We start from the raw sequence: 15,484 nt of genomic DNA, 5'->3' as shown, positions 1-15,484 counted from the left end.
AAAAGTTTAAGTATATTTGAGCGGAAACTGTAAACGGGTTGTCCCAAAAATACAGTTTCCAATCTTCCATAAATAGTTATACTTTAAAGAATGGTGAAAATCAATTATTCACCTTTATTTTTTTTGATGATTTCTTCAGAAACTGATTTTGGTACTTCTTCATAGTGATCAAAGTGCATAGAGAATACTCCACGACCTTGTGTACTAGAACGAAGTGCTGTTGCATATCCAAACATTTCAGAAAGTGGAACCATTGAACGAACCACTTGCGCATTACCGCGTGCTTCCATACCTTCAACACGACCGCGACGAGCAGTGATTTGACCCATGATATCTCCTAAATATTCTTCAGGAATTACCACTTCTACTCTCATCATAGGTTCAAGGATGACTGGGCTACATTTGGATGCAGCATTCTTAAGTGCCATAGATGCAGCAATTTTAAACGCCATTTCAGAAGAGTCAACATCATGGTATGAACCATCGAACAATCTTGCTTTAATATCAACTAAAGGATAGCCAGCAAGAACGCCTCGATTAAGTGAATCTTCAAGTCCAGCTTGAACAGCAGGGATGTATTCACGAGGAACAACACCACCGACAATACCGTTTACAAACTCGAAACCTTTACCTTCATCATTTGGTGAGAACTCAATCCAAACGTGACCGTATTGTCCACGTCCACCAGATTGACGAGCGAATTTACCTTCAACTTGTGCAGAAGCACGGAAAGTTTCACGATAGGCAACCTGAGGAGCACCTACATTTGCTTCAACCTTAAATTCACGACGCATACGGTCTACTAGAATATCAAGGTGAAGTTCACCCATACCAGCAATGATAACTTGACCAGTTTCCTGATCAGTATGTGCACGGAATGTTGGGTCTTCTTCTTGAAGCTTTTGTAAAGCAGTGGTCATTTTGTCTTGGTCTGCTTTTGATTTAGGTTCAACAGAAAGTTGGATTACTGGTTCAGGGAATTGCATAGACTCTAGGATAACAAGGTTTTTATCGTCACATAGAGTGTCCCCAGTTGTTGTATCCTTAAGTCCAACTGCAGCAGCAATATCACCGGCATAAACCTTAGAGATTTCTTGACGGCTATTGGCATGCATTTGAAGAATACGTCCTACACGTTCACGCTTACCTTTAGTAGAGTTCTGTACATAGGACCCGGAATCTAAAGTACCAGAATAAACGCGGAAGAATGTCAATTTACCAACATAAGGGTCGGTCATAACTTTAAACGCTAGAGCAGAGAATGGCTCTTCATCGCTTGAGTGACGTTCAACGATTTCCTCTTCATCATCAATTGCATGACCTTTAATTGCAGGTACATCTAACGGTGATGGAAGATAGTCGATAACAGCATCCAACATCAGTTGGACACCTTTGTTTTTGAAAGCTGATCCACAGATTACAGGATAGAATTCAACATTAACGGTACCTTTACGAATTCCAGCTTTAAGCTCTTCTTTGGTGATTTCTTCGCCACCGAGGTATTTTTCCATTAATTCTTCATCTAGTTCTGCTACTGCTTCAACTAATTTTTCATGATACTCTTCAGCTTGAGCACGGTATTCTTCAGGGATTTCACGAACTTCAATATCAGTTCCTAAATCGTTCCCGTAGAATACAGCATTCATTTCCACAAGGTCAATAATTGCCTCAAACTGATCTTCAGCACCGATTGGTAACTGAATTGGATGTGCGTTCGCTTGTAAGCGGTCATGGATTGTTCCTACAGAATATAGGAAGTCAGCTCCGATTTTGTCCATCTTATTAACGAATACTACACGTGGTACTCCGTAGGTTGTTGCTTGACGCCAAACTGTTTCGGTTTGCGGTTCAACACCTGATTGTGCATCAAGGACGGCTACTGCACCATCAAGTACACGAAGAGAACGTTCAACTTCAACAGTGAAGTCTACGTGTCCTGGTGTGTCAATGATGTTTACGCGGTGACCGTGCCATTGCGCAGTTGTTGCAGCGGATGTTATAGTAATTCCGCGCTCCTGTTCTTGCTCCATCCAGTCCATCTGTGACGCGCCTTCATGTGTTTCACCAATTTTATGAATCTTACCAGTGTAATAAAGTACACGCTCAGTGGTGGTTGTTTTACCGGCATCGATGTGAGCCATGATGCCGATATTGCGAGTGTTTTCTAAGGAGAACTCTCTTGCCATTGGGTCTTTCTCCTTCCTAGTATGAAAGTTTTTATATTGAAGGTTAAATTACCAACGATAGTGAGCAAACGCTTTGTTTGCTTCAGCCATTTTGTGTGTATCTTCACGCTTCTTAACAGATGCACCAGTGTTGTTAGCTGCATCCATGATTTCGTTAGCTAAACGCTCTTCCATCGTTTTTTCACCGCGAAGACGTGAATAGTTAACTAACCAACGAAGACCTAAAGTTGTACGGCGATCAGGGCGCACCTCAACTGGTACTTGGTAGTTCGCACCACCTACACGGCGTGCTCTAACTTCAAGTACAGGCATGATGTTTTTCATCGCTGCATCGAAAATTTCCATTGGTTCCTTACCAGTACGTTCACGAATCGTATCAAACGCAGAGTAAAGAATTTCTTGGGATTTACCTCTTTTACCGTCAACCATCATTTTGTTGATTAGACGAGTAACTAATTTAGAATTGTAAAGTGGATCTGGTAACACGTCTCTTTTTGCTACAGGACCTTTACGTGGCATTTTATTTCCTCCTTTCGAAGAAGCTGTTATTTAATGTGATTATTTTTTAGCTGCTTTTGGTCTCTTAGTACCATATTTAGAACGACTTTGCATACGGTTGTTTACACCAGCAGTATCAAGCGCTCCACGTACGATGTGATAACGTACCCCTGGTAAGTCTTTTACACGTCCTCCACGGATAAGAACAACGCTGTGTTCTTGAAGGTTGTGACCAATACCAGGAATGTATGCAGTCACCTCAATACCGTTTGTCAAGCGTACACGAGCATATTTACGTAACGCTGAGTTCGGTTTCTTTGGAGTCATTGTACCAACACGAGTACATACTCCGCGTTTTTGTGGTGAAGATACATTTGTTTGTGATTTTTTGAAGCTATTGTAACCTTTGTTTAGCGCAGGAGATTTTGACTTCTCAGTAATAGCCTGACGTGGCTTGCGCACTAATTGGTTAATAGTAGGCATGTTATGTTTCCTCCCTTCATTATTTGTAAGCCCACACATCCAGGTGGTTCATTTTTTTGCAAAAACAAAGTTTTTGCAGACTACTCTATCTACAAAAACAGTTTTTAACGGATAATTGCAACAGCTGAGGCCCCCACTTCAACCCTGCATGCTTTTCCCAGCTTTTTAGCTGAATCAACATAAAGAATTGGTACGTTCATTTGCAAGGCTTGATTAACAACAGATTGCGTTACTCTTGGGTCAGCATCCTGTGCTATAACCAGTTCTTGTACTTGATCGTTTTTAAGTGCTTTCGCTGTTTGTTTTGTTCCTATAACAATTTTGTTAGCACGTAATACTTTTTCATAAGACATTTCCATATCCTCCAAAGTACTAGGTGAATAGGAGCACCTTTGATATAATAACATCTTCATAATGGGATGTCAACAAATCTTCTAAAAAAGTATTTTTCTTTAAAATGCGGTACCTGCATTTAGCAAGTACCGCGAACAAACTTAGGTTAATCAATTGCAACGGTTTCGTCAGCGTCTGTTTCCGTAAATACTGGTTCTGCCTTGCGGTATCGCTGCATTCCTGTACCAGCAGGAACAAGCTTACCAATGATAACATTCTCTTTAAGACCCAGTAACTCATCGCGCTTGCCTTTAATAGCAGCATCTGTAAGAACTCTTGTTGTTTCTTGGAAAGATGCAGCGGACAAGAATGAATCTGTTTCAAGAGATGCCTTCGTAATACCAAGTAATACAGGTCGTCCAGTCGCAGGTAATTTACCTGATAACAAGGCCTTTTCATTAGCATCAGTAAACTGATGAATATCGAGTAATGTGCCTGGGAGTACTTCTGTTTCACCGGCATCTACTACGCGAACCTTGCGAAGCATTTGTCGAACCATTACTTCAACGTGTTTATCACCGATTTCTACCCCTTGCATACGGTAAACCTTCTGAACCTCACGCAATAAGTATTCTTGAACAGCGTTCACGTCTTTTACTTTGATTAATTCTTTAGGATCGATTGAACCTTCGGTTAATTCTTCACCACGTTCTACACGATCATCGATTGCAACCTTTAAGCGGGCAGTATACGGTGCATTGTAGGTACGTGATTCAACTTCACCTTGAACAACAATTTCATGTTGACGGTCTCGTCCCTCATTAATGCCGACAACAACACCATCAATTTCCGAAATAACGGCTTGACCTTTAGGGTTACGTGCTTCAAAAATCTCTTGAATACGTGGAAGACCCTGTGTGATATCGTCTCCGGCAACGCCGCCTGTATGGAATGTACGCATGGTTAACTGTGTACCCGGCTCACCAATGGATTGGGCTGCGATAATACCAACTGCTTCACCCACTTCCACTTCCTGGCCTGTAGCCAAGTTACGGCCATAACACTTTTTACATACACCGTGGCGGGTATTACATGTAAATACAGAACGAATTTTTACTTCTTCAACACCTGCACCGACAATTGTCTCTGCAAGGTCTTCAGTAATCAGTCCGTTTTCAGGAACTAGAACTTCCTTCGTTTCTGGATGTTTAATTGGGTTGCGGGCATAACGGCCAATTAGACGTTCTTCTAATGACTCAATGGTTTCATTTCCGTCTTTTAATGCACGAATGAGCAATCCACGGTCCGTTCCACAATCATCATCACGAACGATAACATCCTGTGCAACGTCAACAAGACGACGTGTTAAATAACCAGAGTCCGCTGTTTTAAGCGCCGTATCCGCAAGACCTTTACGGGCACCGTGTGTGGAGATAAAGTATTCCAATACGGTTAAACCTTCACGGAAACTTGATTTAATCGGTAATTCAATGATCCGTCCAGCCGGGTTAGCCATCAATCCGCGCATACCAGCAAGCTGTGTAAAGTTCGATGCGTTACCACGCGCTCCGGAATCAGACATCATGAAGATTGGATTGGTTTTATTCAAGGATTTCATCAGTTTACCTTGAATCGTATCTTTAGCCGCACTCCAAATCGCAATGACACGATCATAACGCTCATCTTCCGTAATTAAACCACGTCTAAATTGCTTCATAACATTATCAACTTTTTCCTGTGCTTCGTGAAGGATTTGCTGTTTCTCACCTAATACGACGATATCAGCAACACCAACCGTAATACCAGCCTTCGTTGAATGCTTAAATCCTAGATCCTTCATGCGGTCAAGCATTTTTGAGGTTTCAGTAATTTTGAAACGTTTGAATACTTCCGCAATGATATTTCCAAGGATTTTCTTTTTAAATGGATCGACAATCGGCATTTCTTTGATTCTTGCGCGGACATCATCGCCTTTTTCAACAAAATATTTCTCAGGGGTTTTAACCTCTAAGTTATCTCTTGTTGGTTCATTTATATAAGGGAATGATTTCGGCAAAATTTCGTTAAAAATTAATTTACCTACTGTTGAAATCAACAGCATATTGTTTTGTTCTTCAGTAAAGGTTTCATTGCGTAGTGAACCTGCATGAACAGCCACACGAGTATGGTAATGAACAAAGCCATTTTGATAAGCAAGCAGCGCCTCATTGGTGTCTTTGAAAATCATTCCTTCTCCGACTGTACCTTCTCTTTCTAGTGTTAAGTAATAGTTACCAAGCACCATGTCCTGAGAAGGTGTAACAACAGGCTTACCATCTTTTGGATTCAAAATGTTTTGTGCTGCAAGCATTAACAGTCTTGCTTCTGCTTGTGCTTCTGAAGAAAGCGGAACGTGAACAGCCATTTGGTCCCCGTCAAAGTCAGCGTTATAGGCTGTACATACAAGCGGGTGCAAACGAATTGCCCGGCCTTCAACAAGGGTAGGTTCAAATGCCTGAATTCCCAGTCTGTGTAACGTAGGGGCGCGGTTTAATAAAACCGGATGCTCTCTAATTACATCTTCTAAGACATCCCAAACTTCAGGAGAAACTCGTTCAATTTTCCGTTTTGCAGATTTAATGTTATGTGCTAAACCTTTTTCAACAAGCTCTTTCATAACAAATGGCTTGAACAATTCAAGTGCCATTTCTTTTGGAAGACCACATTGATACATTTTTAAATTCGGACCTACAACGATAACGGAACGTCCAGAATAGTCCACACGCTTTCCAAGCAAGTTTTGACGGAAACGGCCCTGTTTCCCTTTTAACATGTGGGAAAGTGATTTTAATGGACGATTTCCCGGTCCAGTTACCGGACGGCCGCGACGGCCGTTATCGATTAGTGCATCAACCGCTTCTTGCAGCATACGCTTTTCGTTTTGCACGATAATACTTGGTGCTCCAAGGTCCAATAAACGCTTTAAGCGGTTATTACGGTTAATAACACGGCGATATAAGTCATTTAAATCAGAAGTGGCAAATCTTCCTCCATCTAATTGCACCATTGGACGCAATTCAGGAGGAATAACAGGAAGAACGTCAAGAATCATCCAAGATGGTTCATTACCTGAACCACGGAAGGCTTCTAACACTTCAAGGCGCTTGATTGCACGTGTACGGCGCTGGCCTTGTGCAGTTTTCAACTCTTCCTTTAAGCCATCTACTTCTTTATTTAAATCAATATCTGAGAGTAACTTCTTAATGGCTTCAGCACCCATGGCAGCTTGAAACTTATTGCCAAACTTTTCACGGTATGCACGGTATTCTTTTTCAGATAAAAGCTGCTTCTTATCAAGCGCAGTATCACCAGAATCTGTTACAACATAAGAGGCAAAATAAATAACTTCCTCCAATGCACGTGGAGACATATCTAAAACAAGTCCCATTCTGCTTGGAATCCCTTTAAAATACCAAATATGTGAAACAGGTGCCGCAAGCTCAATATGTCCCATTCTTTCACGGCGAACCTTCGCACGGGTTACTTCAACACCGCATCGATCACAAACCACACCTTTATAACGGACACGCTTATACTTTCCGCAATGACATTCCCAGTCCTTAGTTGGACCAAAAATTCGTTCACAGAACAAGCCGTCCTTTTCAGGTTTTAATGTACGATAGTTAATGGTTTCTGGCTTCTTCACTTCTCCGAATGACCATGAACGGATCTTATCCGGTGAAGCAAGGCCGATTTTCATATACTCAAAATTATTAACGTCCAGCAAGGGGCCTACCTCCCTTTTGATCTCCAGGTTTTACCCTAATTGCTCAGAAAAACTAAAAGCTTAGTGAGGAACAAGTTTGACTTGTTCCTATTTTGCGTTTAAATGCCCGTGCGCTTTAGCTGCTAATTACTCTTTTGAACCAACCTTTTCAGATTCAAGGTTCTGGGCTTCAGGAACTATATTTAATGTATCGACCTGCTGTAGGTCGTCCTCGTCTTCCAAATCACGCATTTCGATTTCTTCTTCATCACCGGAAAGGATTTTCACATCCATACCGAGACTTTGAAGCTCTTTAATTAAAACTTTGAATGATTCTGGAACGCCAGGTTCCGGAACATTTTCACCTTTTACAATTGCTTCATATGTTTTCACACGACCGACAACGTCGTCTGATTTAACAGTCAGAATTTCCTGAAGCGTATAAGCAGCACCATAAGCTTCAAGTGCCCAAACCTCCATCTCACCGAAACGCTGTCCGCCAAATTGCGCTTTACCGCCAAGTGGCTGTTGGGTAACAAGTGAGTATGGCCCTGTTGAACGAGCATGCAATTTATCGTCAACCATGTGGGCAAGTTTAATCATATACATGACACCAACGGAAACTCGGTTGTCAAATGGTTCACCTGTACGGCCATCGTAAAGAACGGTTTTCGCATCCCGTGCCATTCCTGCCTCTTCAATCGTTGACCATACATCTTCTTCACGCGCTCCGTCAAATACTGGAGTTGCAACATGAATATTTAAATATCTAGCAGCCATTCCTAAATGGAGTTCAAGCACCTGTCCGATATTCATACGGGATGGAACCCCTAATGGGTTTAACATGATATCAACCGGTGTACCATCTGGTAAATACGGCATATCTTCTTCAGGTAAAATCCTTGAGATAACCCCTTTATTTCCGTGGCGTCCCGCCATTTTATCACCTTGGTGAATTTTACGCTTCTGAACGATATAAACACGGACTAACTGGTTTACTCCCGGAGGAAGTTCATCTCCGTCTTCACGATTGAAGACTTTTACATCATGAACGATTCCACCGCCGCCATGTGGTACCCTAAGTGAAGTATCACGGACTTCGCGGGCTTTTTCACCAAAAATAGCATGTAAAAGTCGTTCTTCTGCCGTTAATTCAGTAACCCCTTTCGGTGTAACTTTACCAACTAGAAGATCACCATCTTTTACTTCTGCACCTGTACGGATAATACCGCGTTCATCCAAATTACGAAGGGCATCTTCCCCAACATTTGGAATATCACGGGTAATTTCCTCTGGTCCAAGCTTAGTGTCACGAGATTCAGATTCATATTCTTCAATATGAATAGACGTATACACGTCATCTTTTACAAGACGTTCACTCATGATAATCGCATCTTCATAGTTATAGCCATCCCATGTCATAAACGCTACGAGCACGTTACGTCCAAGAGCTAACTCCCCTAACTCCATGGAAGGACCGTCAGCAAGAATTTCTCCTTTTTTCACACGGTTACCCACTGCAACGATTGGACGTTGGTTATAGCAAGTACCTTGGTTAGAACGTATGAATTTTAAAAGCCGGTATTTTTTAAGATCGCCTTTTACCTCTTGACCATCTACTTCTTTTATTTCACGAACCCAAACTTCACGGGCTTCTACATGTTCAACAATACCATCCTGCTTACAAATAACCGCTGCACCTGAGTCTTTTCCTGATACATATTCCATACCAGTTCCAACACGAGGAGCTTCCGGCTGCATAAGCGGTACTGCTTGACGCTGCATGTTCGCACCCATTAATGCACGGTTTGAGTCATCATTTTCAAGGAACGGGATACATGCAGTCGCTGCAGATACAACCTGTTTTGGTGATACATCCATATAATCAATACGGTCACGGTTTACAACCGTGTTTTCACCACGGAAACGGGCTACGATATCCGTATCAAGGAATGAACCATCCTCACCTAAACGTGAATTCGCTTGTGCCACTACATAGTTATCTTCTTCATCTGCAGTAAGATAATCAATTCGGCTTGTTACCTTTCCTGTATCAGGGTCGACACGACGGTAAGGTGTTTCAATAAAGCCGAAACGGTTCACTTTTGCATAAGATGATAGTGAGTTAATCAAACCAATGTTCGGACCCTCTGGTGTTTCAATCGGACACATACGGCCATAGTGGGAATAGTGAACGTCACGCACTTCCATTCCAGCACGTTCACGCGTTAATCCACCAGGTCCTAATGCTGATAAACGGCGTTTATGTGTCAACTCTGCCAGCGGGTTTGTTTGATCCATGAATTGCGATAATTGCGAGCTTCCAAAGAACTCTTTAATGGACGCAATAACAGGACGAATATTTATGAGCTGCTGCGGTGTAATCGTAGCCGTATCTTGAATGGACATTCTCTCACGCACAACACGTTCCATCCTGGATAAACCAATACGGAATTGGTTTTGCAATAATTCACCAACAGAGCGAAGTCGTCTGTTACCTAAATGGTCAATATCATCAGTATCTCCTACACCATGCAGCAAATTAAAGAAATAGCTAATCGATGCAATAATATCTGCAGGAGTGATATTTTTTATTGGTTCCGCAACATAGGCATTACCCAATACGTTGATGACTTTTTCATTTTCATCATTAGGGGCATAAATTTTAATCCCTTGAAGAATGATGTCATCCACCACTACGCCACCTGTTGGATTATAACCGTTAAAGTTAATATTTTTTTCAAGCGCAGGAATAATCCGATCAAGATTTCTGCGATCAAGTAACGTACCTTTTTCAGCAATAATTTCACCAGTTTCAGGATCTACAAGAGATTCTGCTAGACGTTGATTGAATAAGCGGTTTTTAATATGAAGCTTTTTATTGATCTTATAACGACCAACATTCGCAAGGTCATATCGCTTAGGGTCAAAGAAACGGGAAACTAATAAACTTTTTGCATTTTCAACTGTCGGTGGTTCACCTGGACGCAGACGTTCGTAAATCTCTAGAAGGGCTTTATCAACACCCTCGGTATTGTCCTTCTCCAGTGTATTGCGAATATACTCGTTGTCCCCAATCAATTCAATGATTTCTTGATCAGAGCCGAAGCCAAGTGCACGCAAAAGAACCGTAACGGGCAGTTTCCGAGTACGATCTATTCTTACATATACGACATCTTTGGCATCTGTTTCATACTCAAGCCAAGCGCCGCGGTTCGGAATTACCGTCGCTGTAAATCCTCTTTTTCCGTTTTTATCAACTTTCCCACTGAAATATACGCTCGGTGAACGTACTAACTGAGAAACAATAACCCGTTCAGCACCATTGATGACAAACGTACCTGTTTCCGTCATGAGCGGGAAATCGCCCATAAAAACATCTTGGTCCTTTACTTCGCCTGTTTCTTTGTTCACAAGACGTACTTTTACACGTAATGGTGCTGAATATGTAACGTCCCGTTCTTTTGATTCTTCAACAGAATACTTTGGATCACCAAGGCTGTAATCAATAAATTCTAGAGATAGGTTACCAGTAAAGTCTTCAATCGGTGAAATATCCTGGAACATTTCACGCAATCCCTCATCAAGAAACCATTGATATGAAGAGGTTTGGATTTCAATAAGATTTGGTAATTCTAAAACTTCACTGATTCGCGCATAACTCCTCCGCTTCCGGTGTCGTCCATACTGAACTAGTTGACCTGTCAACTGATTCACCCCTCAAATCAAGCGTTATAATAAAAATGTATTAGCGTCTTTTAAGAAGAAGTTAGCTCCCTCTCATAAGACAAAAAGAAAAAGGGTTTTTCATAAAAACCACATTTTCACATTTTGACTATTATTTTGTCATCATTTCCGTCTTCATCCATTTTTATACAGTAATTTCAACTGTTTTCAGGAATAATTCGGAAAATATTATGATGGCATTTTATAATGCTATCATAGCGGCATTTTAGAGTCAACTATTTTTTAGCCTTTATGACGAAATAACCTTTTGATTTGTCAACCGTCTCTACTTCAGAAAATAATTCCTTTAATTTTTCAATCGCAGACGGTGCGCCTTGCTTCTTTTGTATCACTACCCAGAGCTCACCGCTAGGTGCAAGGCGCCCATGGCTCTGTTCAAAAATGTCGTGAACAACCTGTTTTCCAGCCCGAATCGGCGGATTCGTTAAAACAGCAGCAAAATTACTTGCCTTAACTCCCGTTAACCGATCACTTTCATAAATTTCAACATTTTCAATACCATTAAGCACGGCATTTTCTTTTGCTAATTCAATTGCCCGCTGATTTACATCAACCATATGAACCATTCGCTCAGGGTAAGTTAGTGCCAAAGAGAGACCAATCGGACCATAGCCACAGCCAACATCTAGAGTGGAGCCTTCGACATCAGGCATTTCAAACACCTCAATTAATATACGTGAGCCAAAGTCCACTTCCCGCTTTGAAAAAACACCATTATCCGTTTTAAAGCGAAATGGATGATTTCTTAATGTATAATCCCAGTATTTCGGATCACTTTCAACTTTTTGGGTACGAGAATAGTAGTGCTCAGACAAAAACATTTCCTCCCTGGAGAATGATATTGAAGAGAAACGAGGATTTTTAAAAATAAGCCAAAAAAAGCCCGCTATACAGCGAGCTTTTTTATAGAAAAATTACTTAACTTCAACGTTCGCTCCAACTTCATCAAGCTTAGCTTTGATTGCTTCAGCATCTTCTTTAGATACGCCTTCTTTAACTGCCTTTGGAGTGTTATCAACAAGGTCTTTTGCTTCTTTAAGACCAAGACCAGTGATTTCACGAACAACTTTAATAACTTTGATTTTTTGATCGCCAGCGCTAGCTAGGATTACATCAAATTCAGTTTTTTCTTCAACAGCAGCAGCACCAGCTCCGCCAACCATTGCTACAGGAGCAGCAGCAGTTACGCCGAATTCTTCTTCAATTGCTTTTACTAGATCGTTAAGTTCTAAAACAGTCATAGATTTAACTGCTTCAATGATTTGTTCTTTAGTCATTTTAAATTTCCTCCTTAAATTTCATTCCATTTATTAGTCACGCTTTTAGTTTAACTTACGCGCCTTGTTCTTCTTTTTGATCTGCAACTGCTTTTGCAGCAAGAGCAAGATTGCGGATTGGAGCTTGTAGTACAGAAAGTAGCATAGAAAGTAAGCCTTCGCGTGAAGGTAGTTCTGCAAGAGCTTTAACCTCTTCAACTGTAGCGATGCTTCCTTCGATTACACCTGCTTTAATTTCAAGAGCCTCATGTTTTTTCGCAAAATCATTAAGGATTTTAGCAGGAGCTACAACATCTTCGTTACTGAACGCAATTGCGTTTGGACCTGTTAGAGCTTCGTTTAAACCTGAAAGCTCAACAGTATCAGCCGCACGGCGAGTCATTGAGTTTTTGTAAACTTTGAAATCGACACCAGCTTCACGAAGTTGCTTACGAAGTTCAGTTACTTCAGCAACAGTAAGACCACGGTAGTCAACAACAATCGTAGATTTGCTGGCTTTTAATTTATCAGCGATTTCATCAACGATTAATTTCTTTGATTCGATTGCACTGCTCATCTTTACACCTCCTGTAGTTATCTACATTTATACCAGGCAGATAAAAACCTCCATATCAAACGAAGACATGGAGGCAGCATAAAGCTGAAGCGTTTCAGCTAATTTATCGCATTACCTCGGCAGGATCATTAAGCTTTTAAGCCCCTGCTGTCTACAGTACAAATGTTTTTATTTTAAACAACAAAATATATTATATTAAAGCTATAACCGTTTGTCAACAAAAATTATTTTACTGCAACGGATGAAGGATCAACTTTCACACCAGGTCCCATTGTTGAAGTAACAGTTACGTTCTTCATGTAAGTACCTTTTGCAGCAGCAGGCTTAACTTTCACCATTGTATCGAAAATAGTTTTGAAGTTTTCAACAAGCTTTTCATCTTCAAAAGATGCTTTACCGATTGGCACATGGATATTTCCAGCTTTATCAACACGGTATTCAACTTTACCTGCTTTAATTTCATTGATTGCTCTTGTTACGTCAAATGTAACAGTACCAGTTTTAGGGTTTGGCATTAAACCTTTTGGTCCTAATACACGACCAAGTTTACCAACTTCACCCATCATGTCTGGAGTTGCAACGATTACATCAAATTCAAACCAACCTTGTTGGATTTTGTTGATGTATTCTGAATCGCCAACATAATCAGCACCAGCTGCTTCTGCCTCTTTCACTTTTTCACCCTTCGCGAATACTAAAACGCGTTGAGTTTTACCAGTACCGTTTGGAAGTACAACTGCACCACGGATCTGTTGGTCAGCTTTCTTAGGATCAACGCCTAAGCGGAATGCAACTTCAAGAGTTGCATCAAATTTTGCAAAGTTTGTTTTCTTTGCAAGTTCAATTGCTTCTGCAACCGGATATGCTTTTGTGCTATCTACAAGCTTTGCAGCTTCTAGATACTTTTTACCTTTTTTAGCCATTTTGGTTTTCCTCCTAAATTGTGGTTTTAGCGTTTAGTAACTCCCACGAAAAAGGTTGCGAATATTTTAGAACTTCGCAACCCTCTCATTACATCATCAACAGTTTACATGGATTAATCTTCAATAACGATTCCCATGCTGCGTGCAGTACCTTCAACCATGCGCATTGCTGCTTCAACGCTAGCTGCGTTAAGGTCAGGCATTTTCTGTTCCGCAATCTCGCGCACTGTGTTACGCTTAACTGTTGCTACTTTATTACGGTTAGGTTCACCAGAACCAGACTGAATTCCAGCTGCTACTTTTAAAAGAACGGCAGCAGGAGGAGTTTTCGTAATAAATGTAAATGAACGGTCTTCAAATACCGTAATTTCAACAGGAATAATTAATCCAGCTTGATCAGCTGTACGAGCGTTAAATTCCTTACAGAATCCCATGATATTAACACCGGCTTGACCTAGTGCAGGACCAACTGGTGGTGCAGGATTTGCTTTACCAGCAGGGATTTGCAATTTAACAACTTTAATTACTTTTTTAGCCACGAGACACACCTCCTTAAAGTCCGTGATGTGGTAATAGGGTTTTCACCCTCCCACTCAAGGCATCTGTCTTTATATAAAGATAAAGAACTTGACAAAGTCTTGTCTCAAAATCCGAGACATACTGACCTATGAAATATTAACATTTTTTTTAATTGATTTCAAGTTTTTTTACAATGAGACTCGATTTTTCTTTTTAAAGCTTATCAATTTGCGTAAAATCTAACTCTACCGGGGTATCCCGACCAAACATATTAACTAGTACTTTAAGCTTAGCTTTATCCTTATCCATTTCTTCAACAGTCCCGGTAAAGTTAGCAAATGGGCCTTCTTTCACACGAACTGTTTCACCAATTTCAAAGTCCACATCCACACGTTTTTCTTCTACTCCCATGCGTTTCAGTAATCCTGTAACTTCTTCCGGAAGAAGTGGGGTTGGCTTAGATCCTGAACCAGCAGAGCCAACGAAACCAGTAACACCAGGAGTATTCCGTACCACATACCAGGAGTCATCCGTCATAACAATTTCGACTAACACATATCCAGGGAAAACTTTCCGTTTTACGACTTTCTTTTTACCATTTTTGATTTCCGTTTCTTCTTCCTCAGGCACAACTACTCGAAAAATTTTATCTGCCATTCCCATTGATTCAACGCGTTTTTCCAGATTGGCTTTTACTTTATTTTCATAACCTGAGTAAGTATGCACAACATACCAATTTTTTTCCATTTAAAAGGACTAGTGTCCGTCCCTCCCTGTATTTTTTTAAGAAAAGCGCAAGCGCCTTGGTCAGCCCCGACAGCTGCTTGCGGGCCCAGACGGTGAAGTCGTTTTTTTGACTTCATCGGCTGGACCGAAGCGACCTCGAGGGGCTAGGCGCTGGAGCTGGACATTTCTCAAAGCAATTTATAAATTCTTATAGTACAAAATAAAAAACCCGTTAAACGGGCTTTACATAAAAATTCCTGTATTAATCACCATTATACCATGAAATAACATCTATTATTCAAGAATTAAACGAATCATTTTTGAAATTCCTAAATCGATTACTTCAAAGAAAAGAGCAACAAACACAACGGTAGATAAAACAGTAACTGTATATTTTGTTAATTCACCGCGCTTCGGCCAGCTGACCTTTCTCATTTCGCGGACAACATCACTGAAGAATTTCTTTATGCGCTGCATTCTGTAACCTCCAA

Annotated in this window: 13 protein-coding genes and 1 other annotated feature; all 13 genes read right to left on the bottom strand. The window is 40.9% G+C overall.

Going from position 1 to position 15,484, the window contains the following annotated elements; all coding sequences use genetic code 11:
* Positions 1 to 104: 104 nt before the first annotated feature.
* The 13 genes from fusA to secE all read right to left on the bottom strand — a co-directional run bounded on the left by fusA (position 105) and on the right by secE (position 15,470).
* A complete protein-coding gene (gene fusA / locus J2Y67_RS24545; RefSeq protein ID WP_310178267.1) occupies positions 105 to 2,186 on the bottom strand; it encodes an elongation factor G in 2,082 nt (693 codons plus the stop codon).
* 48 nt (positions 2,187 to 2,234) lie between these two features.
* Positions 2,235 to 2,705, bottom strand: a complete 471-nt coding sequence (rpsG, locus tag J2Y67_RS24540) for a 30S ribosomal protein S7 (RefSeq protein WP_026574084.1) — start codon at positions 2,703 to 2,705, stop codon at positions 2,235 to 2,237.
* Positions 2,706 to 2,744: 39 nt separating this feature from the next.
* On the bottom strand, positions 2,745 to 3,167 hold the full coding sequence (gene rpsL, locus J2Y67_RS24535; RefSeq protein ID WP_310178265.1) for a 30S ribosomal protein S12: 423 nt from the start codon (positions 3,165 to 3,167) through the stop codon (positions 2,745 to 2,747).
* A 104-nt stretch (positions 3,168 to 3,271) separates the two neighbouring features.
* The gene (locus J2Y67_RS24530; protein WP_310178263.1) at positions 3,272 to 3,520 is read right to left on the bottom strand and encodes a 50S ribosomal protein L7ae-like protein; all 249 of its coding nucleotides are present in this window, start codon (positions 3,518 to 3,520) and stop codon (positions 3,272 to 3,274) included.
* A gap of 146 nt (positions 3,521 to 3,666) precedes the next feature.
* On the bottom strand, positions 3,667 to 7,266 hold the full coding sequence (gene rpoC / locus J2Y67_RS24525; protein WP_310178261.1) for a DNA-directed RNA polymerase subunit beta': 3,600 nt from the start codon (positions 7,264 to 7,266) through the stop codon (positions 3,667 to 3,669).
* Between the two features lie 126 nt (positions 7,267 to 7,392).
* The gene (gene rpoB, locus J2Y67_RS24520; protein WP_310178259.1) at positions 7,393 to 10,953 is read right to left on the bottom strand and encodes a DNA-directed RNA polymerase subunit beta; all 3,561 of its coding nucleotides are present in this window, start codon (positions 10,951 to 10,953) and stop codon (positions 7,393 to 7,395) included.
* Between the two features lie 254 nt (positions 10,954 to 11,207).
* Positions 11,208 to 11,807 (bottom strand): class I SAM-dependent methyltransferase, encoded by a 600-nt coding sequence (locus J2Y67_RS24515; RefSeq protein ID WP_310178256.1) that lies wholly within the window; start codon positions 11,805 to 11,807, stop codon positions 11,208 to 11,210.
* Positions 11,808 to 11,906: 99 nt separating this feature from the next.
* Entirely contained in the window at positions 11,907 to 12,269 is a 363-nt protein-coding gene (rplL, locus tag J2Y67_RS24510; protein ID WP_310178255.1) for a 50S ribosomal protein L7/L12, read from the bottom strand.
* 55 nt (positions 12,270 to 12,324) lie between these two features.
* Positions 12,325 to 12,825 (bottom strand): 50S ribosomal protein L10, encoded by a 501-nt coding sequence (gene rplJ, locus J2Y67_RS24505; RefSeq protein WP_310178252.1) that lies wholly within the window; start codon positions 12,823 to 12,825, stop codon positions 12,325 to 12,327.
* 32 nt (positions 12,826 to 12,857) lie between these two features.
* Positions 12,858 to 13,000: a sequence feature (ribosomal protein L10 leader region), on the bottom strand.
* 49 nt (positions 13,001 to 13,049) lie between these two features.
* On the bottom strand, positions 13,050 to 13,748 hold the full coding sequence (gene rplA, locus J2Y67_RS24500; RefSeq protein WP_310178249.1) for a 50S ribosomal protein L1: 699 nt from the start codon (positions 13,746 to 13,748) through the stop codon (positions 13,050 to 13,052).
* 113 nt (positions 13,749 to 13,861) lie between these two features.
* A complete protein-coding gene (gene rplK / locus J2Y67_RS24495; RefSeq protein ID WP_026565509.1) occupies positions 13,862 to 14,287 on the bottom strand; it encodes a 50S ribosomal protein L11 in 426 nt (141 codons plus the stop codon).
* A gap of 193 nt (positions 14,288 to 14,480) precedes the next feature.
* Positions 14,481 to 15,014 (bottom strand): transcription termination/antitermination protein NusG, encoded by a 534-nt coding sequence (gene nusG, locus J2Y67_RS24490; protein WP_310178246.1) that lies wholly within the window; start codon positions 15,012 to 15,014, stop codon positions 14,481 to 14,483.
* Positions 15,015 to 15,287: 273 nt separating this feature from the next.
* Positions 15,288 to 15,470, bottom strand: a complete 183-nt coding sequence (gene secE / locus J2Y67_RS24485) for a preprotein translocase subunit SecE (protein WP_310178244.1) — start codon at positions 15,468 to 15,470, stop codon at positions 15,288 to 15,290.
* Positions 15,471 to 15,484: the final 14 nt, after the last annotated feature.

The sequence above is a fragment of the Neobacillus niacini genome, assembly GCF_031456445.1.
Taxonomy (GTDB): domain Bacteria; phylum Bacillota; class Bacilli; order Bacillales; family Cytobacillaceae; genus Neobacillus; species Neobacillus niacini_I.
This window is presented reverse-complemented; position numbering and strand designations above follow the sequence as displayed.